We start from the raw sequence: 24,472 nt of genomic DNA, 5'->3' as shown, positions 1-24,472 counted from the left end.
TGTGCCGGATGGCGCGTTCCGCCGCGTTCGAGCGGTTCCTGGCCGGGGTCACCACCCCCGTCGGGCTCACGAAGGACTCGCTCGACGAGATCCCCGGCGTCGGCGCGATCTTCGACCTCGTCGGCGAAGAACGGCTCGAGGCGGAGGACATCCTCGTCGCGAAGCTCGCCACCGGTGACGGCCGCGCCGCCGCCGCGCTGGCCGAGGCCGACTGCTTCCGCGCCATCCCGGCGCTCGTCGAGGCGACCTCCGATGGAGCGCCGCCGGCCACGCGGGTGGCCGCCGCGCGGGCGTTGCTGCAGCTCGACGATCTCGCCGGCGAGGCCGCCATGATCCGGTTGCTGCGCACGCACGCCGGCACCGGCTACGACCGGGGCGCCGCCGTCCGGCTGCTGGCCGAGTTCCCCGAGCCCGACCGGGAAATCGTCTACGAGGTGATGGCGGCGGACCCGGACCCGACCGCGCGGTCCGAGGCGACGGACACGCTGCTCACCCTCGTCGGGCTGGACGGCGACGAAGTGCTGTGGGGCGAGGTGCTCATGAGCGCCGCCGGCCGGCTGCTGTCGTCGCTGACGACCGTGCGGACCGAGGCACTGACCGAACTGCGCGAGATCGTCGCCCGGTGGGAAGCGGGGGAGACGGCCGACGACCTGGGCCTGACCTGGCGCTGCGATACCAAGGCGGTGCGCCGGTTCGCCGACAGCATCGACAGCGCCCGGCCGGAGTTCCGCACGCAGGGGCTGGAGACACTGACCGGACGCGAACGCACGCTCGTCGAGAACCTCGTACTGCTGCGCCTGCACGCCGACCGCCGCGCGGTCCGGGCCGCGGGCGCGCTGGAGGTGCGCCGGGCGGTCGGGCCGTTGCGGGAACTGCTCGTGACGGCCGAAGGGCACGCACGAACGGAGATCGAGGGCGTCCTCGCCACCCTGACGGGGTGAGCGCCGTGGTGGCGTGCGCCGGGTGGTCGGGCCGTTGCGGGAATTGCTCGTGACGGTCGAAGGGCATGCGCGCGCGGAGGTCGAGGGTGTCCTTGCCATCTTGACGGGGTGAGCGCCGTGGTGGCGTGCGCCGGGTGGTCGGGCCGTTGCGGGAATTGCTTGTCACGGTCGAGGGGCATGCGCGCGCGGAGGTCGAGGGTGTCCTTGCCATCCTGACGGCGTGAACGCCCTGGTGACGTCGCGGTGACGTCCGGGCCTCGCCGCCTCTGTCATTCTCGGGTTCGATGCCCGTCCCGATGAAGGTCCGCGGTCCGCGGCCGCCTGCCGTGTCGACCGCGGTGACGTCCGTGGGGCCGCCGCGACGGCCGGAGACGCGCGGGGCCCTGGACCCCGGGCCGGCGGATGTCGTGCGCGCGCAGGCCGTCGTGGGCAACGCCGCCGTGTCGGCGGTCATGGGCGGGCTGCCGCCGGGGAAGGAACCGACCCCGGGTTCGTGGGCCGCCCGGCAGCTGCTGACCGGGCAGCAGCTGGTCGGGAACCAGGTCGTCGCGAGCCGGGGACTACCGGTGCCGCCCGCCCGGCCGGTGCCGGTTGCGGCCGGGAAGATACCCCCGGCTCCCGTTGCGCCGAAGGCGAAACCGGCCGCGGCGGAGCGGAAGGCCGAGCCGGACAAGTCCACAGTGGAGAGTCCGGCCGAGCGGGCGCCCGGGGAGAAGGCGGCGGGACCCCGCTCGCCGGGCGCCGACCCGAAGTTCCAGGCGCTGAAGAAGGACGTCGCCACCAAGAAGAAGGCCGTCGGGAGCAGTCATCCGCCCGCGACGGCGGAGGCGGGTTCGGCGCAGGCGGCCGCCGTCGCGCCGGCCGACGACCAGGAGGCCCGGGGCAAGGCGGCGCACGCCGAGGACATGGCTGCCGCACAGCCCAAGGAGTTCGACAAGAAGGCGTTCGTCGACGCGGTCAAGAAAGCGGTTGCCGACAAGGCACCCAAGAACCTCGACGAGGCCGACAAGTTCGGGAAGTCGGACAAGGCCGGGCAGATCAAGACCGAGGTCCAGGACAAGGTCGGCGACGGCAAGGACGCCTCGGCCCGGGAGATCGCCGACACGACCGCGGCGCCGCCGGAACCCGCGCCGGACGCCAAGCGGGTCGTCCCGATGGCGCCGGACCGGGTGCCCGCCAAGCCCGGCCCGCCGAACCCGGCCCAGGCCGCCCCCGACACCCTTCCGCCGTCCGCCACGGACCTGTCCGCCGGTCCCGCGCAGGTCGACAAGCAGCTGGCCGCCGCGAACGTCACCGAACAGCAGCTGACGTTCGAGAACTCGCGTGAGCCGGGGTTCGACAAGGCCGTCCGGGACAAGAAGGCCATGGACGCGCACTCGGAGACGGCGCCGAAGAAGCTGCGCGCCGACGAGCACCGCGAGGTCGGCGAGGTGAAGGCCGGCGCGGCCGCCCGCGGCTCCGCGACCATGGCGGGCATCCAGGCGACGCGGGTGGCCACCGGCAAGCTGGTCGGCACCAGGAAAACCGGCACCAAGAAGACCGACGAGGACAAGCGCAAGGAGGTCACCGACCTCCTGCAGAAGGTCTTCGACCGGACCAAGGGCGACGTCGAGCAGATCCTCACCGACCTGGACGAGAAGGTCGACGACGAGTTCACCACCAAGGAAAAGCGCGCCCGGGACCGGTTCACCCAGGAGCACGAAGACGGGATGAGCCGCTACAAGGACGAGCGCTACGGCGGCTGGGACGGCTGGATCAAGTGGGGCCGCGACCTGTTCGCGGGCCTGCCGGAGGAAGCCAACCGCATCTACGAGGTCGCGAAGGACCACTACCTGACCGCGATGGGCCTGATCATCACCGACATCGCCGACCTGGTGGAACGGGAGCTGCGCCGCGCCAAGGACCGCATCGGCACCGGCCGCGGGGAGCTCCAGGCCGCCGTGGACGCGCTCCCGGCCGACCTGAAGGCGATCGGGCGCGAGGCGGCCGACGACTTCGCCGCCCGGTTCGAAGAGCTGAAGGACACCGTCGACGACAAGGGCACCGAGCTCGTCGACACGCTCGCCACGAAGTACACCGAAGCGGTCGAGGCCGTCGACGGCGAGATCGCCGCCGAGAAGGAGAAGAACAAGGGACTGGTCGCGAAGGCGGCGGACGCGATCGGTGGCGCGATCAAGGCGATCGTCGAGCTCGGCCGGATGCTGCTGGGCGTGCTGGCCAAGGCGGTCAGCGCGATCGGCGCGATCCTGAAGGACCCGATCGGGTTCCTCGGCAACCTGGTCACCGGCGTCGGCGGCGGGCTGAAGCTGTTCATCCGCAACGCGGGCAAGCACCTGGAACAGGGCGTGCTGGCGTGGCTGCTGGGCACCGCCGCCACCGCCGGGCTCCAGCTGCCGACGACGTTCGACATCGCCGGCATCCTGGTGCTGATCGCGACGCTGCTCGGCATCTCGTGGCCGAACATCCGGTCCCGGCTGGTGCGCAAGGTGCCGGAGAAGGCCGTCGTCGCCGCCGAGGTCTCCGTCCCGATCCTCGTGCAGGTCAAGCGGCGGGGGATCCTCGGCGTCGTCGACGACGTCAAGACCCGCGTCGGCGACCTGAAGAAAACCCTGATCGACGACCTGGTGTCGTACCTGCTGCCGACGATCGTCATCGCCGGCATCACCTGGATCCTGTCGCTGTTCAACCCGGCGTCGGCGTTCATCCGCGCCTGCAAGATGATCATCGACATCGTCCGGTTCGTCGTGCTGAACGCCCGGCAGATCATCGACTTCGTCAACGCCGTGCTGGACGCCGTCCTCGCGATCGCCCGCGGCGGCACCGGCGGTGTGCCCGCGCTGGTCGAACGCGCGCTGGCCCGCGCCGTCCCGGTTCTCATCGGCGCGCTCGCCGCGCTGCTCGGCATCGGCGGCATCGCGGGGAAAGTCCGCCAGATCTTCCAGAAGCTCTCCCGGCCGGTGACCCGCGCGATCGACTGGGTCATCGACAAGATCGCCGGGCTGGTCAAGAAGCTCTGGGCCAAGATCAAGCCGAAGCCGCGCCGGCCCGTGCGCGGGCGGCCGGACGACCACCGGCCCGCCCGGCCACGCCGTCCTCGCCCCGCCGGCCGCCCGCAGAAAGACGACGCGAAGCTCCGCCGGACGCTCATGGCCGCGCTGCACGAGGCCGGCCGGCTGGCCGACCGCGTGTCCGGCGACCAGGACGCCGTGCGGCGCGGGCTGCCCGCGATCCGGTCCCGGTACCGGCTGACCGCGCTGACCGTGGCCACCCGGCCGGGCACCGGCGAGGCGGTGCTGTTCGTCTTCGACGGCGCGATCAACCCGCGCGCCAAGTTCGAGCACCTCGCGAACGACCGCTACCTCTCCGAGGCGCGGAAGGCCTACAAGAGGCCGGATCCCAAGGACAGCCTCGACTTCGCGGTCGACGACCGGCGGGACCCGAAGGGCGCCACCGTGCCCGGGCTGAAGAAGGTCCTCGGGCTCAGTGCGACGCAGGCGCGCAAGTACGCCGAGAAGTGGGTCACCGCGGGCAAGCTCACCAAGACGATCACGGACGGCCGCGCGGTCTACAGCTTCGTCCACCTGACCGGGGACGACCTCAAGGACCCCGCCAAACACCCGGAGCGCGCCAGGTGGATGGCGGGCGCGGCGACCATCCACCTCCCGGCCGCGACCGCCGCCGCCCTCTGGAAACTGCTCATCGAGGGCCTGCGCGACGGGAAGCCGGCCAACTTCGAGGTCGTGGCGGAAGCACTGATGCACAGCATGCGGATCGCGCCGGGCCAGGGCGCGCTCTGGTCGAAGGGCGAAGACATCAGCGAGTACGCGGCCGGCCTCGGGTTCGCCGCGCTGGAGACGCAGGAGTTCTACAACGTCACGAAGGGCCTGACCCTGCTCGACGACTGGTCCCTGGTGCGCCCGCTGTGGATGGTGTTCTCCCGGCGGTACGCCGGCAGCCTGCGCAAGGAGATCCACATCTTCGTGCGGCAGTTCCTGGCCTCCTCGGTGCTCCTCGAAACCGAGCTGCCGACGGTGCGCCGGATCATGCGGTCCACCCGCCGCTCCATCGAGCTGAAGTTCCACGCGATGGACTGGGGCGACGACCCCACGAAGATCCTGGACATGCCGGTGCCCGGGTACTTCCGGGAGCTGCTGGCCGACGGCACCGCGCTCCCGGAGGGACGGCAGCACGTGCTCGACGAGAAGGGCGCCCGGACGGCGACGGCCCGGGCCCGCGAGCGGTTCCGGACCAGCCAGGCGACCAAGCGGGCGGCGGGGACCCGGACGCCGGCCGGGGGCGTCGACCCGGCCGCGCTGGACCGGCTGCTGAGCTCGCTGCCGGTGGTGCCGACCGCGGGTGACGCGCTGGCGCGGTTCGCCGCTCTGTCGGTCAACGCCCCCGGGGAGGTGCGGCTGGTGGCGGTCGGCGGCGGGTTCTCCGGCGCGCCGGTGCGGCGGATCCTCGACGCGAGCGGCAGACTGCTCGGCGTGCTGAAGCTGTTCCCGAGCCGCGAGGAGTTCGCGATGGAGCTGTCCGCGCTCGCGCGGCTGGGCCGGGTGCGGATCGTCGGCGGGCGGGCGGTGGCCGCGCTCGGCGTCGCGCGGACGTCGCGGCGGCGGACCGCCGCGGGCCTGGTGGTGTCGAGCGCGGCGGGCGGCCGGGACGTCGAGGGGATGATGAAGGAGACCGACGCCACCCCGAGCGGGCCGGAGCGCCGGCGGCTGTTCGGGCAGCTGAAGGCGGCCGTCGCCGGGATCGGGCGGACGCTGGCCCAGCTGCACACCCGGCCGGGCGGCTCGGGCGGGCCCGTGGCGTCGGCGTACCTGCGGCGCCACCTCGACGACATGGCGGACCGCCGGACCAAGCTGACCGGCCTCCGCACCCAGCTGGCCCACGCCGGGATCGACGTGGGCGCGCTCCAGGCGCGGATCGACGCGCTCATCGCGGGCTTCCGCGCGCACCCGGGCGGGGCGGCGCTCGTGCACGGCGACGCGCACCCCGGGAACTACTTCTTCGACCCGGCGAGCGGGGTCACGACCATCATCGACGTCACGACGCTGCACCTGTCCATCGACGCCCGCGGCAACCCGATCGGCGCGCCGTCGCGCGACGTCGGCGTCTTCGCGCAACAGGTGGCGCACTACAGCGTCGCCCTGAAGCTGACCCGCGCCGAGGTGGCGACCTTGCAGTCCGTGTTCCGCCGCGCGTACGCGGCCGCCGGCGCCACCGGCACGACCCCGCAGGCGGACGCGTTCTTCCGGGCCCGGGCGTCGCTCGGCTGGCTGATGCGGGTGATGAACGACCTGCGGGCCGGGACCGTGCGGGGTGTGGTCCCGCCCATCGATGCGGTGCAGCAGCAGCACATCGACCTCGCCGTCGAAGCGTTCGGGCTCTGATGACGACGTCGCCGGTTCCGCTGTCGGGCACCGGGGAGGTGCGGTGGCGCGTCCCGCTGCCCGGCCGGACCGTCGCCGGGATCTCGGTGGCGGCGGACGGAATGTGCTTCGTGGCGACGGAAACCGGGGTGGTCGCCCTGGACGGCCCGAAGGTTCGCTGGACCGCGGACGCGTCGGCTCCCGGGGGCGGCCTGCTGCTCGACGGCGGCCTGCTCGTCACGGCCGGCGCCGACGGGTACGAGCTGCGGGACCGGCGGACCGGTGCCGTCACCGGCGTGCTCCGCGCGACGCCGAGGTCCGCGCCGATGGCGCTGGCGGACGGGTCGCTGGTGTTCCTGACCGACGGGCCCGTGCTCCGGGCGGCGACGCTGACGGGGGAGCCGCGGTGGGAGGTCGAGGTGCCCGCCCCGGCGTGGCCGCTCGTCTGGCACGACACCGTGTTCGTCGCCGGGCGCACCGCGGTCCGGGCGTTCGACCGGGACGGTGCCGCGCTGTGGCGGGCCGCCCTCGCGGGCGACGTGGCCGGGACCCTCGTCGGCCTGCCGGACGGCAGCGTGCTCGTGCCGGTCCACGGCGAGGAGCACACCGGCTACGTCGTGCTCGACCCGGGCGGCGAAGTCCGGACGCTGCCGGCACACCTGCCACCCGGTACCCCGGCGGTGCCGCTGCCCGGTGGCCGGCTCGCGCTGCCCGGCTGGCCCGAGCGCGACGACGACGGGGAATGGCGCCCGACGGTGTCCATAGTGGATGGTGGGACCGGGGCGGTGGTCCAGCACCGGCGGCTGCGCGCCGACATCCGGGGCATTGCCGCCGGTACCGACGGGCTGGTCGCCGTCGCGGTCAGCCCGACGTGGGAACGCTGGACGACCTACCACGGGTGGCCCGGCTTCGACCTGGCCGAAGACTGTTACGTGCTGTTCTTCGACGAGGACGGCCCGCGGGGCACGTGGCCGGCGGGCCGGCCGATCACCGGCCGGCTCGCCGTCGGTGCGCACGGAGATCTGCTCGTCCCGGTTTCGGGGGAGCTCATCAGCCTCGGCTGACGAGCTCCCCCGGGGCCCGGGCTCAGATCAGCGGGAACTTCTGGGCCGCGGACCCGTTGCAGTCCCAGATCTGCAGCCGCGTCCCGTTGCCCGTCGCGCCGTTCGGTGAGTCGAGGCAGCGGCCGGACTGCGGGTTGCGCAGGGACCCGTCGGCCTGCTGCGTCCACGTCTGGCCGCCGACGCCGTTGCAGTCCCACAGTTCCGCCAGTGCGCCGTTCGCCGTGCCGTTGCCGGTGATGTCGAGGCAGCGGCCCAGGGTGCGCAGCGCGCCGCCGGAGAGGTGGAACCAGTGCTGGTCCACCGCGAACGACTGGCAGTCCCACAGCTGCACGGCCGTCCCGTTCACGCCGTGGTCGTCGCCGGCCACGTCGACGCACTTGCCGCCGGGGCCGGTGATCGGGCCGCCGCCGGTGACGGAGAACTTCTGGGCCGCGGAGCTGTTACAGTCCCACAGCTGCATCCGGGTGCCGTTGGCGGTGGCGCCGTTCGGCGAGTCGAGGCAGCGGCCGGACTGCGGGTTGCGCAGCGAGCCGTCGGCCTGCTGCACCCACTTCTGGCCGCCGACGCCGTTGCAGTCCCACAGCTCCAGCAGCGCGCCGCCCGCCGTGCCGTTGCCGACGACGTCGAGGCAGCGGCCCAAAGTGGACAGTGACGCGTCCGCGTTGTGCGCCCAGTGCTGGTCCGACGCGTTGGCCTGGCAGTCCCACAGCTGCACGGCGGTGCCGTTGCCGCCGGTGTCGTCGCCGGCCACGTCGAGGCACTTGCCGCCGGGGCCGGAAACCGTTGCGGCATAAGGCGGGGTCCCGGTGGACCCGGAGTAGCCGACGGAGACCACGTTGGCCTGGACGGCGTCGTCCGCGGCGTCGGTCGGGTAGCCCGCGGTCATCACGCCTTCGAAGAACGAGCCGATGGACGCGTTGCTGTTGTCGCCGCCGGTGCCGAGCACGATCGAGCCCTCCTGGTGCATCGGCGTGTACCCGCCCGAGGGCAGCGTGCCGTTGTACCAGGTGGTGAGGCCGCCGCTCTGGGAGTTGCCGCCCTTGAGCGCGAAGGTGGTCTGGCCGTTGTTCTTCAGCAGCGCGGTGACGAACGGCGTCGCGTTGCCGCGGTTGGCCGTGTTGGAGCGGTTTCCTTGGAACAGCCCGTTTTCGAGGTCGCCCGCGACCCACGGGCCGATCCCGGTGCACGGCGGGAAGTAGCACGTCGTGCCGAGGTTGACGGCGTCCATGTGGCCGTTGCCGGTGTCGGCGATCTGCGCTTCGACGTTGCCGTAGTCGAAGCAGCAGCCGCCGTTGACGTGCGTGCCGCTGGCGACCATGTACATGCCTTCGGGCTGGCCGTTGACCGCGACGCCGGCGCCGACGTAGTGCCGGTACCCGGTGCCGGGGGAGACGTAGACGCCGTAGACCTTGTGGCCGCCCGCGGTGACCGGCAGCGCCGACGCGATCGCGGCGACGTCCTGCCCGCCCGCGGTGCCCGGGCCTTCGACGGTGAGGTCGTTGTGGCGCGGGGACTGGTCGTAGATCACCGTGATGGTGCACGTCGTGCCCGCGCAGAACGAGTCCTGCGCGGCGGCGTTGGCGTACCCGCCGGTGGCGAGCAGGCCGATGTTCGTTTCGGCGTGGTCGGAAGCGCGCTGGACGCGGTAGAGGTCACCGGCGTAGGCCGAATAGAGGGCGCGCGTGGTGCTGTGCGCGGCAACGCACTGGGTGCCGGCGGCGCCGTAGATGTCGCACGGCAGGGAACCGGCGGCCTGGGCGCCGGTGCCCAGGCCGAGCATGGCCGCGAGGACGAGCAGTGCCGTGGTGAGGATGGCGAGGGGTTTTCGACCGCGGGGCACGGGACCTCACTCTCGAAGTCGCAGGTCAGCAACCTGCGCGGATTTTTACAACGTTGTATTTCCGGGAGAGAAGGGGGATGCGGGGAGAACGGATGGGAATGGGGGGAGGGTAGGGCCGGGTTCTCGCCGGTGTCAACAGTTCACGAGGTGCGGGTGGTCCAGTCCACTGGGTTTCCGTCCGGGTGCACCCGGACGGCCCATCCGGCGCGGATCCGTTTCGTGGCAGGGATATTCCCGGATCGCGCACTGGGTTCGGAGAATAGGCACCAATCCGACGAAAGCCCGCTAGAGGATTTCTCCGGCGAATCCGGCCCACGGCGTGACTTCCACCGGCTCGGCCGGGGCGCTCGACGCGAACGTGACGGCCGCCGCCGGGCCGAGGCTGATCGACGGCCGGCGGGCGGTGTGCCGGGAGAACTCCAGCACCCGGCGCAGCGCCGCACGGCGTTCGGGCTCGGGCTCTTCGGCCAGCGCGGCGGCGTGGGCGTGCCGCCGCACCAGCGCGTGGAACCGGTAGCGGCCGGCGGCGGACGGGCGCAGCAGGTGGTCGTCGACGAGGTGCTCCAGCAGCCGTTCGGCTTCCGGCACGGCGACGGCGGCGAGCGCCGCGGCGGCGGGTGCGTCGAAGTCCGGGCCCGGGTGCAGCCCCAGGAGCCGGAACAGCCGCCGCGCGGGCGGGGCCAGGCGGTCGCAGGACGGCGCGAGGGCCGCGGCGACACCGCAGCCGTCCGCCTCGAGTTCGGCGAGGGGCCAGCCGAGCCCGCGCAGCCGCTCGGCCAGGTACCGCACCGGCCACGACGGCCGGGCCCGCAGCCGGGCCGCCGCCAGCCGGATCGCCAGGGGCAGGTACCCGCACCGGTCGACGACGTCGTGGACGGCACCGGCGTCGGCGGCGCGGTCGTCGCCGAGGACGCCGGCGAACAACGCGGCGGCGTCCGCTTCCGGCAGCACGTCCAGGGACACGCTGAGCGCGGAGTCCAGGCCGACCAGGCGATGCCTGCCGGTGACCAGCACCAGGGTCCGCGCGGTGCCGGGCAGGAGCGGGCGGACCTGCGCGAGGTCGGCGGCGTCGTCGAGCACCACCAGCACCGACCGGGTGGCCAGCTCCGCCCGCCAGAGCGCCGCACGCGCGTCGAGGTCGTCCGGGATCCGGCCGCCCGGCACACCGAGGGCCCGCAGCAGCGTGTCCAGCGCGGCCGACGGCGGCGTCGGCGCCCGGCCGGGGGTGTGCCCGTGCAGGTCGAGGAAGAGCCGGGCGTCGCGGTAGTGGTCCGCGAGGCGGTGCGCGGCGTGCACGGCCAGCGTCGTCTTGCCGATGCCGGGCATCCCGTCGATCGCCGCGACGGCGGCCGGCGGGCCGGTGGGCACGGCCAGGAGCCGGGACAGCTCGGCCGCGCGGCCGGTGAAGCGGGCGACGGCACCGGGAAGGTCGTCGCGGGCCGGCGCCGAGGTGGTGGTGACGGCGGCGGGGACACCGAGCAACCGGGTGTCGTTGTTCAGGAGCCGGCGGTGGATTTCCGTCAGCCGCGCCGAAGGGTCGAGACCGAACCGCCCGGCGAGCACGGCACGGGCGCGCCCGAACACCTCCACCGCGTCGGCCTGCCGGCCCGCCCGGTACAGCGCGATCATCAGCTGGCCCCACACCCGGTCGTGGCCGGGGTGCCGCTCGGTCAGCTCGGTCAGCTCGTCGAGCAGGCCCGAGCTCGCGCCGGTGGCGAGTTCGGCGTCGATCCGGTCTTCGGTGGCGGCCAGGCGCATCGCGGCCAGCCGGCCGGCTTCCGAGCGCAGCAGCGGGACGTCACCGAAGTCGGCGTAGGCGTCGCCGCGCCACAGCTCGAGCGCCGAAGCCAGTCGAGTGACGGCGTCCGCGTGCCGCGATGCCGTGAGCGCGTCCCGTCCGGTGGCGACAAGACGTTCGAAGTTCCCGGCGTCGAGCGCGCCCGGCACCAGGCGCAGCGCGTAGCCGACCGGGTGGGTGACGATGAGCTGACCCGCCGCGGACAGCGAACGACGCAGCCGCGAGACGTAGGTCCGCACGGTCTGCGCGCCGTCCGGCGGGGCATCCGTGCCCCACAGGGCGTCGACCAGCGCACCCACCTGCATCACCCGGCCGGCGTTCGCGGTCAGCAGCGCGAGCAGGGTCCGGATCCGCGGACCGCCGAGCTCGAGCCGCCGGTCGTCGACGCACACCTCGAACGGCCCGAGGACCCGAAACGGCGGCGGTGCCGTGCCGTCGTCCGGCGGTCTTCGCGTGCCCACTCCACGACTTTCTCCCACGCGGACAAGAGCGCGAAGGGGGTCCGCCGGATACCTCCCTTTCGGACCGTGCGGTGTGCGCCAACGGGCGGGCCGGCCGGATCCCGTGGCACTAGTAGGCGAAGCGGGCGGGGCCGGTCAGCGGTGGCGGGATCGGGAAGCGGGTGGCCATCGCCCGCCCGGTGCTCGTCGGGGCGAACCGGAGCGCGCCCGCCGTCACCACGGGGTGCTCGGCCGAACTGCTGACCACGATCGAGTAGGACGCGATCTCCTCGACCCGGTCGCCGGTCTGGCGCAGGATGCTGTAGTCGATCGTGGCCAGCCGCAACGTGTCCGGGTGCGGCTGCGTCCGGGTCACCACCCGGAACGACTCGCCCGGCTGGGCGCCGGCGGTGATGTCCCGCAGGTAGGTCTCGATGCCCTGGTTCTGCAGCGTCTGGTTGACGTACTCGGGTGCGTAGTAGATGGCGTACGGGCTCTCGAACCCGGTTCCCTGACCGGACGTGTGGGCGCGCTCGTACTTCGGCCCGGCCGGCAGGTTGCCGTGCGCGCCCGTGGCGTACTTCGCGTTCTCCGTCCCGGCCCGCCCCAGCGAACCGCCGAGCGTGGACTCGTGCCGGATGGGACCGCCGACGGTGTCCCGCCAGACGCGGCTGCCGTCGGGGAACTCCAGCACGACCGGGGGACCGGGGACCACCGAGGCGACGTGCTCGAAGTAGTTCGCGGCGGTCCGGTCCAGGGACACTTCGACGATCCGCCCGTTGCGCGGCGCCACACTGATCGTGTCGATCGAGCGCAGCCGCTCCAGCTGCGCGGTGAGCCGGTCCACGCGGGCGGCGTCGGCCGGGTTCAGCCGCGGCGCGGCCGCCAGCCGCCGCTCCAGTTCGGTCAGCTCGCGATCGAGCCCCGGCCGCCGCCGCAGCACCGTCTGATAGGCGGCACGGGCGTCACCGGCGGCGGCCGCCTTGGCCGCGGCCGGCCCGAACTCGGCGACGAGCCGGGTCTCCCGGAGCCGTTGCAGCTCCGTGGTGAGGGCGCCGACCTCCGCCTTGCTCGCCGCGTCGAGCGCACCGGCCCTGGCCTTGGCTTCCGCCGTGGCCATCCGGCTGCTCAGCGCCGGGTTCCCGGCCAGCTCGGTGGCGAACCGTTCCCGCAGCCACATGCACTCGCTGCACACCACCAGCGCGCCGGACCTGGTGACCTTGACGTCGTGGCCGGCGACGCCCGCGATCCGTTCCGCCGCACTCGCCTCGCGCCCGATCGTTTCGGCCGCCTCGGCGACGGCCTTCACCTCCGCCTCGCCCGCCGCGCCGAGCAACCGGACCGCCTCCGGGCGCTTGCGCAGGACGGCGAGCCGGTCCAGCAGCCGCTTGCCGAGCCCCTGGCCGAACCCGTCGGCCCGGGTCGCGAGCGCGGCCGCGTCGGCCTCCTTGCCGAGCAGCGCCGCCCGGGCCAGCGGGCGCAGTTCCCGGAACGCGTGCACCGCGGCCTTGGCGTCGAGGATGGCGAAGGCGACGTCCAGCGCGACCCAGGCCAGCGACGGGTCCTCGGCGGCGATCGCGTACGCCCGCTTGTTCAGGTCGGTCGAGGCCAGCGCGGACTGGTACCGGTAGTTGTCCACGCTGCGGGCGGCCTGGTAGCCCGACAGCGCCGCCGTCCCCGCCAAGCTCGTACCACCGCTCGGGATCAGCAGCGCCAGCTGGGCGACGAGCAGGAACGAGCTCTTCAGGGCCTCTTCGAACTGGAGCTCGTCGAGCTTCTCCTTGATGATCCCGTCGGCCATGATGTTGCCGTCCGTGCCGAGCACGGCCTTCGTGAGCGCGACGATCTCGGGCAGCGCCCACAGCAGTTCCGGGTCGCCGTCGGCCTTCTCCCGGACCTTGCCGATGCTCCGCTCCCGGCTCCGCATGACGTCTTCGAGTCCCGCGGCCGTGCCGCGGGACCGGCCGATGCGGCGCACCGTGCCGCGCCGGTCGCCGGTCGCGAGGTTCTCCAGCTCGAACGTCGCGGCGGCGCCGGCGTCGTCCAGGACCGCGCCCAGCGCGGGATGCCGGGAAGCGGCGGACACCCGGGCCTCGTCGTAGGTCTTTTCGATCTCGGCCGCCTGCTTGCCCAGCTCGTCGTACCGGGCCCGGTTCCGTTCGGGCAGCCGGGTCGTGCCCGCCTTGGCGTTCGTGATCTCCAGCAGCGCGTGCTGTTCCCCGCGGAGCCGGTCGACCCGGCGGCGGATGACCAGGAGGTCCTGCGCCGCGCCGACCACCGCGCGGAACGAGACGGTGTCCGCGGCAACCACCTCGTCGGGGTGGGCCGGGTCCGCCTGGAGCCCGTAGCGCATCCGCTGCGTCCGGATCCGGAGCTCGCTCTCCCTGAGCAGGTGTTCGAGGGACCGGCGCAGCGAGCGCTGGAAGGACGCGCGGAACGCCTGCGCCTCGGCCAGGACCTCCGGGTAGATCTTGTCCACCACGGCGACGGCCTGCGCGCCGATCTCGCCGCGGACGGCGTCGTTCGCCATGTCCCGCTGCGCGTCCATCGGGGTGCGCGGGCGCAGGCCGCCGAACGCGCGGGCGTGCGCGGAGAACGGCAGGGCGATCTGGGTGCGGGTGCCGTGCAGCACGCCGTACCACAGCTCGAGTCCCTTGATCCCGAACCGCCGGACGAGGAGTTTCAGCTCCCGGCGGGTGTAGGCGGGGTCGGTCGACAGTTCGACGCCCTGGAAGGTGTAGGACTTCGAGCTCGGCCGCACCGGGCCCTTGTCCCGGTCGTGGAACGTGTCGGCCGGGGCCGGCTGCCGGTACACCCCGGGTCCGGCCGGGCTGACGACGTGGGCCAGTTCGTGGGCGAGGAGCCGCCGCCCGGCCGGGGTGCCCGGCGCGTATTCCCCGGCCCCGAAGGCGATGTCCGAGCCGACGGTGTAGGCGCGCGCGTCCAGCTCACGCGCCGAGTCGGCGGCCGCCGGGCCGGTGTGCACGCGAACCCCGTCCAGCGACACCCCGAAGCGGGGTTCGAACCAGGCGCGGGTGACCGCGTCGAGCGGCTGCCCGGCGGCGAGCGCCGCCCGCACCGGGGCCGCCAGTGCCGGGCCGGCCGCGTCGTGGGCGGCGGACCGGTGGACGACCCCGGCGTCTTCCGGGTGGTGCTCCCGCACCGGGCCCAGCTCGTCGTCGCGCACCCGGAGCACTTCGTCGGCCGCCCGGTCGGCGTCCCGCTCGGCGGGATCGTTCGGGTGGCTGACCGGGATTCCCGCGTAACCGGCGGCCTCCCGCTGCTTCCCGGCCGAGCATTCGCACGGTTCGGGTCCGCACCGGTGCAGGATCTGCCCGGCCGCGCGGTTGCCGGCGAACCGCTGGATCAGCCCCAGCGGGGACAGCGGAGCCGCCGCCGGGCCGGCGGCCGTGCCCGGTCGCTTGGTGCCCTGGACGGAACCCTTGGCTCCGGAGGTCTTCTCGGCCCGTTCCACCGGCCTTCCCCTTTCGCGTTGCTGCCGGAGCCGAAGGACGCCTTCAGGGCACGAGGTCCGCCGAAGGCGTCCTTCGGCGGCTCACCGGGCCATGGCCAGCTTCCGCTCGGCCTGCACCCGCAGCCGGGTGGCTTCCTGCTCGGCGTGCCGGCGGACGAAGTGCCGGGTCGCCAGGGGGTGCGCCTGGCGCACCTGCTCGGTGTCGACCCACTGCACGCCCGCCGTGACGTCCTTCCCGAACGCTTCCGGGTTCCGGTAGAAGCCGCGCTCCCGCTCGGGCTTGTCCTCCTCGACGAAGAACTGGTGGGACTCCGCCCACGCGTCGTGGCGGACGCCGGTGACCTGCCAGGAAACCCGCTGCCCGGCGCTGCCCCCGGCGATCCCGAAGGCGTTGTCCTTCATCTCTGCCGAGACGTACACGTCCGACCGCCCGCCGACGCAGGTGAGCTGGTAGCGGAAGTCGTCCGCCAGCGCCTCCAGCCACTCCGGCAGCCGCACCGTCGCGCTGCCGTCCTCATCGCACTCGACGTTGCCGCTGTAGACGACGGTCCGCTCGCTCGACTCGATGGCGACGTGGTTGAGGTAGCGGTTCTCCGGGTCGAGCGGGTGGTCGATCACGAACTGCTTGGCGTTGGCCGACAGCGTCCCGGTGACGCGGACGTCGCCGTTGAACGAGGCTGCCTGGAAGGAGGCGCCGAGCACCGACAGCCCGGTTTCGCCACCCAGGATCTGCACCGTCGACCCGGCGTTGCTGTTGTTCAGCGCGCAGATCGCCACGCCGTTGTTGTTCGTGGCGGAGAACGCGTTGGTGTTCGCGGCGTTCGAGGACACGCTGAACGGGCCGCTCGAGGAGCCGCCGGTGCTCAGGCTGAGCTGCCCGGGGATGGTCACCTTGCCGGTGGTGCCGTCGATCCCCAGCCGGAGCTGCCACGCAGTCTTGTTGGTGGGCGTGGTGGTGTAGACCTGGAACCGCGGGGTGCCGCCGTTGTCGTCCATCTCCAGGGTGACGCCGGGCCGGCTCGGATCGGGGAAGACCCAGTCGGTGTTCGCGTCGTTGTGGAACGCGTTGTAGGTCAGGCTGCTCCACCCCGTGGTGCCGCCGACGTACAGCGAGTTCTGCCGGATGCCGCGGTTCGCGGTGACGTGCAGCGGGTGGGTCGGGGTGGCGGTGCCCTGCCCGATCCGCCCGTTCACGGTGTCGACGACGACGGTCTCGACGCCGTCGGAGCGGCGGGCCGCGATCGTGGTCGTGGTCAGCGCGAGCTTGCCGAGGGCGCCGCCGATCGCGCTCAGCTCCAGCGGCGCGCCCACGCCGCCCGCCTGCACGCGCGTGCCGCCGGCGTTGGTCCCGAAGACGAACTGGTCGGAGCCGGACCAGAGCCGCGCGGTGCCGCCCGCCGCGTACCACGACCAGCGCTCGCCCGCCGTGGGGTTCTCGACGAAGCTGCCGGTCGTCCGGCTGGCGAAGGAGAACCCGCCGCCGGAGCCGCCACTGTGGACCTCGCTGCCCTCGACGTGCAGGGTGCGCCGCGGGGGCGAGCCGTGCAGGCCGACCCCGGCGTTGCCGCCGCTGGGCAGCAGGGCGAGCGTGCCCGCCGGGTCGGCGCTCAGCACCGGCTGGCTGGTTCCGTTGGCCAGCAGCAGGTTCATCGCGACGCCGCCGCCGTCGGTGGCCTGGAGCTCGCCGGCGGGCAGCTGGTCGACCGTCGCCGGCGGGCCGCCGTTGCTGCGCGAGCGCCGCAGTTCCAGCCGCCCGGCCGGGATCCCGGCGACGCGCCGGTGGTCGGCGGTCAGCGCCGTGATCTGGTTCTGGTTGCTCAGCACGACGTGCGCGAGGACGACCTGGTCGCCGGTGTCGGGGACCTCGGCGACGGGCTGCAGGCGCAGCCACGGCGCGTGCAGGAGGGTCGGGGCGCTGCTGGGGGAGTTCGGGTCGATCACCTCCCGCCAGGTGAGGGTGAGGTAGCGGTCGCCGGTCAGCCCGGTGGCCGTGAGGACGACGCCGTCCGCGGCGACCTGCACGGTCGGGACGTTGGCGACCTGGCCCGGGTCGACGTTCGGATCGGTGATGGCGAAGCCGTTCGCGGCGAGCACGATCAGGTGCCCCGCCGAGTCCAGCGCGACCCCCGGCTGCACGGTCAGGCTCGTCGGATCCGGCGCGGCCAGCACGGCCAGCCCCTCGGCGACGCCCCAGGCGTGCAGGGCCGACGCGGCCACCTGGCCGTGGCGCATGACGTAGGACTCCATGTCGGTCAGGCTCTCGCCGTGCGACGTGGCGCCGGTGCGCACGGTGTTGGTGCTGACGTTCATGTATTCGGTGCGCACCAACGGTAAACTCGTCATCTCGGTGTCCTCCCCATAGTGGTCACGGTCAGTGGGCCGCGGCGGTCTCGGAACCGGCCTGCTGCCCGTTGGTGTTCGCGGTGCCGAGGAGCTCTTCGAGCACCTGCATCGCGCCGCTGATGCGCAGCAGGGTTTCCCGCAGCGCCGCCTGTTCCCGGTCGAGCTCCGCCAGCCGGCCCTGGCCGAGCTGGTGGTCCCGCGTCAGCTCGGTGAGCCGGGCCTGGAGTTGTGCACGCATTTCTTCCCCTCCCTGACGAAACTTCAGAATTCGGTGACCAGGTTCCACATGCCGTGCGCCGGTTTCCGCTGCTCGACGACGGTGCGGATGGTGCCGACCACCTGGCGCAGCACGGCCGAGCGCTCGTCGGGGTCGGCCGGCACGCGCGCCACGAGGAAGTGGATCACCACGTCGATCCGGCACGGCAGCAGCCGGGACCAGACCGGCACGACCCCGCCGGCCACCTCGGGCTGCCCGGGGTCGCAGATGACCAGCCGGTCGCCGGAGGTGGCCAGCCCGGTCGGGTAGACGATGTTGCCCGGCTCCGTCACCGGGGTGACGGTGACCGGGGACGCCTGCAGGTCGACGGCGTACACCACGGCCGGGTCGGCGACGTTCAGCAGGAACGGGTCGACGTTGGGCGGCGAGAACGGTTTCAGGCCCGCGTCGAGCACGTAGAGCCGGCCACCCGGCTGGACCAGCCCGGTCGGCGCGACCAGCGGGTTGGCCGCCGGCAGCAGCGCGGCCTCGGTCCAGGTGGTCCCGCTGCGGGTGATCCGGACCAGGTTGCCGGGCAGCTGCTCGGGCCCGGTGGGCGCCTGGTTGCCGCCGTCGCCGACGATCAGCTTCCCGTCGGCCTGCACCAGCAGCGACAGCGGCTCGACGACGGTCGTGAGGTTCTTGCGCGTCACCGTCAGCGGGCTGGGCTTGATGGTGATGATCTTCGGCGGGTTGGTCGTGCCGGACCCGTCGCCGCGGTCCAGGATCAGCAGGTCCCCGTTGGTGTCCACGGCCATGGCCACCGGCGCGATCGTCGTGTTGCCCCCGGGCGCCACCGTCGTCACCTGGGTCGCGGTCTTCCCGGTGTAGGGCGCGGGCAGCGCGAACACCTTGCCGGACCGGTCCACGATGTAGAGGTTCTCCGGCAGCCCGTCGCCGGCCGGCCGGACCGCCAGCGCGACGACCGGCACCTGGATGACGTCGGAGCCGACGAGCGGCTGCGGCTTCGGCGGCGTGCCGGTCAGGTCGTACCCGCCGGTGGCGCTGATCCGGAACACCCGGCTCTTCAACGGCACGCCGCTGGCGCTCGGCGCCCCGATGTCCCCGACGAACAGGCCGCCGTCGGGTGCCGGGGTGACGCACTGCGGCCGGATCAGGCCGTCGCTGACGACCGCTCCCGTCGGCAGGCCGCCGGCGAGCACCGGGCCCTGGGTGACCAGGCCGGCGATCGGCGCGAGGCGCCCGCGCGCGGGCTTGGTCACCAGCAGCCGCCGTCCGTCGTCGAGGACGACGCGCGGGTGGGTCTGGCCGACCGTGTACAGGTCGAGGTAGCGGTTCAGGCCGCTGCGCAGCCCGCGCTGCCGCTCGATGCTCGCGATCTCGGCGGTCGCCTTCCGCTGCTGGTATTCGTCCCACAGCGGCTGCCGCTGCAGCGTCGGGAACTCCAGGCCCACCCAGGAGGCCAGGTACGGCAGGAACTCCGCCGGCGTGCGCCACGGGTCGAACAGCTCGTGCTGGCGGGCGACCAGCTCGGTGATCGCCGGGTGGGCGTGGTCGCCGTGGGAGACCTCGACGTCGTCGTCGATCCCGGTGAGGACCTTCTCGAAGATCCGCAGGAAGGCACCGAGGGAGAACCCGGGCGGTGCCGGGTCCCCGGACCACAGCACCGGGGGCAGGTGCCGGAGGTAGCTGCTCAGCTCGGCCATCGCAAGGCTTCCTTCAGCTCGACGCGAGGATGACGGTGATGGTGTGCAGGTTGTCGGCGGCCGCGCACACGAGCTCGTAGTCCGCGACGCGGACGGCCGCGCCGTAGTCCGAGAGCGCGAAGGGCCGTTCGAGGTTGCTCCAGTTGCCCGTGGTGCCCGCCGGGTTCAGCGGCGGCAGGTGGTACACCGGGATGTCCGGCTTGACCAGCAGGCTGGAGAGGAAGGCGGTGTCCTCCGGCGGCGTGATCGCGCGGAACAGGTCGGAGACGACCACCGGCTGCCCCACCTGCCAGCCGCGCCCGTCCGGGCCGCCGCGCGCCGGGTGCAGGAACGCCTTGATCTTGTCCAGCATGTCGGCCTTGACCTTGTTCTGGTCGGCCGTCGAGTTGGGCGCCTGCGGGAAGAACGTGACCTCCGCCTTGACGATGATCGGCAGGTAGCGGGGACCGATGACGGTGAGGCGCGCGGACAGGTCCCGCCGCGCGTCGAGGTAGGTCTGGATCTCCCGGACGAGGTCCGGGGTCGGCGCCGGCTGAGGCACGGCCGGTCCCTGGTCGGGCACCACGACGAGGTTCACCGTGCCGGGGGCCCGGCTGATCCCGGCGAACGCCCAGGGATCGCCCTTCTTCCAGGCGTTGCCGGCGCCGTCGGCCTCCTGCAGCCGCGGCGGCAGGGCGCGCACGATCACGACGTCGGTGGTGGCCTCGGCGGCCAGGAACTCGTAGTCGGCGGCGGTGACCGCGCGGTCGCGCACCTTGAGGGCGTCCGGGGCGCGGCGCAGGGTGTCGTCCAGCGCCTCCTCGTCCGAGCCGTCCAGGCCGGGGCCGAGGTTGGTCACCGCGGTGATCCCGCTCGGGAGCCCGCCGCCGGGCGTGGGCCCGAGGATGGTCACCTGGCCGGGCGCCACGTTGCCGGCCACCCCGCCGGCCACGTACTTGTACGACAGGGCACGGATCTGGCTGCCCGCCGGGGGAACCGTGCCGTGGCCGGTCTTGGCCTGCTCGTCGTAGCTGCCGAAGCTGATCTCCGCGGTGACCGGGTCGACCCGGTACACCTGGCCGGGCCCGGGCGGCAGGTCGGCGACGGCCGTCCACGTCTGCCACACCGGGGGCTTGCCGACGCCGACCTGGACCGTCAGGTGGTCGTAGGGCGTGATGGTGTCCGGGCGCCGGAACAGCGGCCGGTGGGCCAGGCCGAAGATCTGGAACGGCTGCCCGGTGCTCTGGCCGAGCGGCTCGGGCGTGGGGATCGTCAGCGCGTTGTGGGCGCCGGCCGCGTTGAACAGCACGCGGTCGATCCCGATGGTCAGCGGCGTCGTCTTCGTGTTGGCCAGGCGCAGGCCGACCCAGAACCGCGGGGTGGTGAGCGTCTGCGCGGTGTCGCGGGCGGTGACCGTCGTCCAGCCCGGGCCCGCCTGGGCGGTGCTCGGCCGCTGGGCGGCCCAGTCGGTGGGGACCTTCCATTCGTGAGTGCATCCGAAGGGGGATTTCCGGTGACGGCACGGGAGTATGCGAACTGCGGGGAACACCTGGCCGACGAATTGCACCGGCTGGATCTGCTGATCGGCACGCGGCTGAAGGCGGTGGACGCCGCCGACGGCGCCGGCCAGGTGAACCGGGCGATGTACGTGACGCGGCAGGAGGTCGAGTCGCTGCTGGGCGGCGAGGCCGCCGATCCGGTGCCGGACCGGTCCGGGCTCGCGGAGTTCACCGCTCACGTGGCCGCGCGGGTCGCGGCCAGTGACGGCGTGCTGCCGCTGCCGGAGCTCGGCCGGATCTTCGGCCTGTCCGCCCTCGAGCTCGACGCGGTGCTGATCTGCCTGGCGCCCGAGCTGCGCCGCAAGTACGACCGGCTCTACGCGTACCTGCAGGACGACATCACCCGGCAGCGGCCGAGCGTCGATCTCGTCCTGGATCTGGTGTGCGCCGGCGAACGCGAGCGCTGGGCGGCCCAGGCGGTGTTCGACGACAGCGCGCCGCTCCTGCGCTCCGGGATCCTGCGGCCGGTCGAGGACCCGCACAGCCCGTCCGGCTCGTCCGGCCTGGGCCGGTTCCTCGCGCTGGACCCGCGGATCACCCGGTTCCTGCTCGGCACCGCGGGGCTCGACGCCCGCCTGGCCGGGCACGCCCGGCTGTACCCGGCGACCGGCCTCGAGGCTGGTCCCCGCCCCGAGGCCGGCCTGGCCGACCGGATGGTGCGCTTGGGTGAGCACCGGCCGGTCGTCTTCTACCTGCAGGGGCAGGCGGGGTCCGGCAAGCGGGCGCTGGCGATGCGCTGCGCCGAGCGCCTCGGCGTGCCGTTGGTCAGCGTCGACGGCGCGAGCCTCGGCGACGACGTTTCCCTGCTTCGCCTGGCATTGCGCGAAGGCCTGCTGCACGGAGCCGCCGTGCACGTCGCCGGAGCCGACACGCTGAGCCGCGCCGCGCTGATGCCGGCGCTGGCCGGGCACCAGGGACTGGTGGTCCTCAGCGGCGAGTCCGAGTGGCCGCCCGGCGACGCCGTCGTCCCCCTCGCGGTGCCCCTGCCGGATCTCGCGCGCAGCACGGACATCTGGCGCGCCTGCCTGGCCGGCTGCGGACCGGAGGCCGAGTCGTGGGCCGGCGAGCTGGCCGGGCGGTACCGGCTGCCCGCCGGCCGCATCCCGGCCGTGGTCCGGCTGGCCCGGGACAACCGGCTGATGGCGCCCGAGCCGGGGCCGCTGCGGCTGGCCGACGTGTCCGCCGCCTGCCGGCAGCAGTCCGCCCGCACGCTCGGCGGTGTCGCGGTGAAGATGACGGCCACCGCCCGCTGGGACGACCTGGTGCTGCCCGCCGACCAGGTGGCGGTGCTGCACGAGATCCGCGACCAGTTCGACCACCGGCACCAGGTGCTCGAGAGCTGGGGCTTCGGCGCGAAGCTGGCGCGGGGCAAGGGCCTGAGCGCGCTGTTCAGCGGCCCGCCGGGCACCGGCAAGACGATGGCCGCCGAGGTGCTGGCCGTCGACCTCGGCCTGGACGTCTACCAGGTGGACCTGTCCCAGGTGGTCAGCAAGTACATCGGCGAGACGGAGAAGAACCTCGCGAAGATCTTCGACGAGGCCCGCACCGGCAACGCGATCCTGTTCTTCGACGAGGCGGACGCGCTGTTCGGCAAGCGCACCGAGGTGTCCGACGCGCACGACCGGTACGCCAACATCGAGACCAGCTACCTGCTGCAGAAGATGGACGAGTACGACGGCGTGGTGGTCCTGGCCAGCAACCTCCGGCAGAACCTCGACGAGGCGTTCACCCGGCGGCTGCGGTTCGTCGTCGAGTTCCCGTTCCCGGAGGCCGACAGCCGGCGCCGGATCTGGCGGGCCGTCTTCCCGGCCGAGGCGCCGCTGGCCGCCGACGTGGACTTCGCCGAGCTGGCCGGGCACTTCACGATCTCCGGCGGCAACATCAAGAACATCGCGCTGAACGCCGCGTTCCTGGCCGCGGTCGACAAGAGCGAGATCGGCAGGCGGCACGTCCTGAGCGCCACCCGCCGCGAGTTCGAAAAGATGGGCAAGGTGTGGACGGAGCCCACCCTGCCCGGCTGACGTTGCGTCCGCGGACATGCCGATCACCCCCTCCCGTCGAGCCCTGGGTGTCACCGTGGCAGGGGCCGTCGACAATCCGTCGACAGTCGTCGACTACCCCTCGACAACCCGGCCGCGACCAGCGGCGCTCCCCGGGGCAGGACAACCGACGCAGTAGGCTGAGGCGAATGAGCGTGGCATCCGGCACGGAGCACTCGATGGTCGAAACCCGGCACCAGACCCGGCTGCTCACCCTGTTGCGGGACGAGGGCCCGATGTCGCGGGTCGAGCTGGGGGAGCGGCTCGAGCTGCCGCGGGCCCGGGTCGGCGCCGAGGTGACCCGGCTCGGCGAGGTCGGGCTGGTCGAGACGGCGGGGCCTTCGGCCAGCCGCGGCGGCCGGCGTTCGACACTGGTCCGGCTCGCGGGTGACCTGCGGGTGCTCGCGGTGGACGTCGGCGCGACGTCGGTCGGGGTGGCGGTCACCGACGCTTCGTGCGAGGTGCTCGCGCACGCCGTCGAGGACTGCGACGTCCGGCAGGGGCCGCACCCGGTGCTGCGGCGGGTCGCCGAACTCGCCGAGAAGGTGCGCGACGAGGCGCCCGGCCGGCTGGTCGCGGCGGGCATCGGGCTGCCGGGGCCGGTCAGCTTCGCCGAGGGGATGGCGGTCGCGCCGCCGATCATGCCGGGCTGGGACCGGTTCAACGTGCGGGACCACCTCGGCGGGCACTGGGGCTGCCCGGTCGCGGTGGACAACGACGTCAACGCGATGGCGCTGGGCGAGCGCCACGCCGGGGTCGCGCGCTCGACCGACGACCTGATGTTCGTCAAGATCGGCACCGGCATCGGCTGCGGGATCGTGCTCGGCGGCAAGGTCTACCGCGGCGTCGCCGGCACGGCGGGCGACATCGGGCACATCCGCCTCGACGACTTCGGCCCGACGTGCGCGTGCGGCGAGGTCGGCTGCCTGGAGGCCTACTTCGGCGGGGCGGCGCTGGCCCGCGACGGGCTGGCCCTGGCCCGCAGCGGCCGGTCGGCCCACCTCGCCGAGGTGGCGGCCGACCGCGGCGTGGTCACGGCCCGCGACGTGGGCCGGGCGGCAGCGGCGGGCGACTTCGGCGCGGTCAACCTCATCCGCGACGGCGGTCGCCGGGTCGGCCAGGTGGTGGCATCGCTGGTCAGCTTCCTCAACCCGGGCATGGTGGTGATCGGCGGCGGCGTGGCCCAGCTGGGGCACCAGCTCCTGGCCGAGGTCCGCGGCGCGGTGTACCGGAGGTCGCTGCCCCTGGCGACGGGGAACCTGCCGATCGTGCTGTCGGAGCTGGGCGAGACGGCGGGCGTGATCGGGGCGGCCTGGTCGGCGACGGATCGGGCTTTCACGCTCAGCAGTTGACGCGCGCGGCCGCCGGTGACGCGGTCGCGCCACCGTCGTGGCCTGCCAGCGCACCGGCGTGGCCCGCCGGTGCGCTGGCCGCTACCGGCGCGGTCCGCCAGCCGACCGGCCAATCACCCACAGCAACTCACCGCACCGCTCACTTTCCGCCGCCGGCCGACGTCCCGCCGAGGTCGGCCGGCGCCCGCCGCCGTCGGCCATCGGAAACCTGCCGATGACCTCCCCTTCACATTCCGTTGCTGAACAACTTCCCGTCGTAATGTCAGAATCGGACAGACTTTCGTATCGCCAGAGCGAAAGTCTGTCCGGTTCCGCACGTCTATCCGGGTGAAAACCGGACTAAC

Annotated in this window: 12 protein-coding genes; 5 read left to right on the top strand and 7 right to left on the bottom strand. The window is 73.4% G+C overall.

Features of this window, described 5'->3' with window-relative positions:
- The first annotated feature begins 8 nt into the window (after positions 1–8).
- The 3 genes from QSK39_RS19065 (at position 9) to QSK39_RS19055 (ending at position 7,380) form a co-directional block, all read left to right on the top strand.
- On the top strand, positions 9–941 hold the full coding sequence (locus tag QSK39_RS19065) for a HEAT repeat domain-containing protein (RefSeq protein ID WP_285479093.1): 933 nt from the start codon (positions 9–11) through the stop codon (positions 939–941).
- A gap of 284 nt (positions 942–1,225) precedes the next feature.
- Positions 1,226–6,337, top strand: a complete 5,112-nt coding sequence (locus tag QSK39_RS19060) for a phosphotransferase (protein ID WP_285479092.1) — start codon at positions 1,226–1,228, stop codon at positions 6,335–6,337.
- Positions 6,337–7,380, top strand: coding sequence for an outer membrane protein assembly factor BamB family protein (locus QSK39_RS19055; RefSeq protein WP_285479091.1), 1,044 nt, complete (start codon positions 6,337–6,339; stop codon positions 7,378–7,380). Before QSK39_RS19060 ends, QSK39_RS19055 begins: the two co-directional genes overlap by 1 nt.
- Positions 7,381–7,402: 22 nt before the next feature.
- Here the strand turns inward: QSK39_RS19055 and QSK39_RS19050 are convergent, their stop codons facing one another.
- The 7 genes from QSK39_RS19050 to QSK39_RS19020 all read right to left on the bottom strand — a co-directional run bounded on the left by QSK39_RS19050 (position 7,403) and on the right by QSK39_RS19020 (position 20,727).
- Positions 7,403–9,220 carry an arabinofuranosidase catalytic domain-containing protein gene (locus QSK39_RS19050; protein WP_285479090.1) on the bottom strand — a complete coding sequence of 606 codons (1,818 nt, stop codon included), beginning with the start codon at positions 9,218–9,220 and terminating at the stop codon, positions 7,403–7,405.
- Between the two features lie 285 nt (positions 9,221–9,505).
- Entirely contained in the window at positions 9,506–11,479 is a 1,974-nt protein-coding gene (locus QSK39_RS19045) for an AfsR/SARP family transcriptional regulator (protein WP_285479089.1), read from the bottom strand.
- Positions 11,480–11,588: 109 nt separating this feature from the next.
- Positions 11,589–14,933, bottom strand: a complete 3,345-nt coding sequence (locus QSK39_RS19040; RefSeq protein ID WP_285479088.1) for an eCIS core domain-containing protein — start codon at positions 14,931–14,933, stop codon at positions 11,589–11,591.
- 81 nt (positions 14,934–15,014) lie between these two features.
- Positions 15,015–17,276: a hypothetical protein gene (locus QSK39_RS19035; RefSeq protein ID WP_285479087.1), complete on the bottom strand. Its 2,262-nt coding sequence runs from the start codon at positions 17,274–17,276 to the stop codon at positions 15,015–15,017.
- Positions 17,277–17,304: 28 nt separating this feature from the next.
- Complete coding sequence (locus tag QSK39_RS19030) at positions 17,305–17,514, bottom strand: hypothetical protein (RefSeq protein ID WP_285479086.1); 210 nt, start codon at positions 17,512–17,514, stop codon at positions 17,305–17,307.
- Between the two features lie 23 nt (positions 17,515–17,537).
- The gene (locus QSK39_RS19025; protein WP_285479085.1) at positions 17,538–19,199 is read right to left on the bottom strand and encodes a phage tail protein; all 1,662 of its coding nucleotides are present in this window, start codon (positions 19,197–19,199) and stop codon (positions 17,538–17,540) included.
- Between the two features lie 13 nt (positions 19,200–19,212).
- Complete coding sequence (locus QSK39_RS19020; RefSeq protein ID WP_285479084.1) at positions 19,213–20,727, bottom strand: baseplate J/gp47 family protein; 1,515 nt, start codon at positions 20,725–20,727, stop codon at positions 19,213–19,215.
- On the opposite strand from QSK39_RS19020, the gene QSK39_RS19015 reads away from it, so the two are divergent.
- Entirely contained in the window at positions 20,692–22,758 is a 2,067-nt protein-coding gene (locus QSK39_RS19015) for an ATP-binding protein (RefSeq protein ID WP_285479083.1), read from the top strand. The genes QSK39_RS19020 and QSK39_RS19015 overlap by 36 nt on opposite strands.
- 167 nt (positions 22,759–22,925) lie before the next feature.
- Positions 22,926–24,128 carry an ROK family transcriptional regulator gene (locus QSK39_RS19010; protein WP_285479082.1) on the top strand — a complete coding sequence of 401 codons (1,203 nt, stop codon included), beginning with the start codon at positions 22,926–22,928 and terminating at the stop codon, positions 24,126–24,128.
- Positions 24,129–24,472 lie beyond the last annotated feature (344 nt).

The organism is Amycolatopsis sp. NBRC 101858, assembly GCF_030269325.1.
In the GTDB taxonomy this organism is placed as follows: domain Bacteria; phylum Actinomycetota; class Actinomycetes; order Mycobacteriales; family Pseudonocardiaceae; genus Amycolatopsis; species Amycolatopsis ponsaeliensis.
This window is presented reverse-complemented; position numbering and strand designations above follow the sequence as displayed.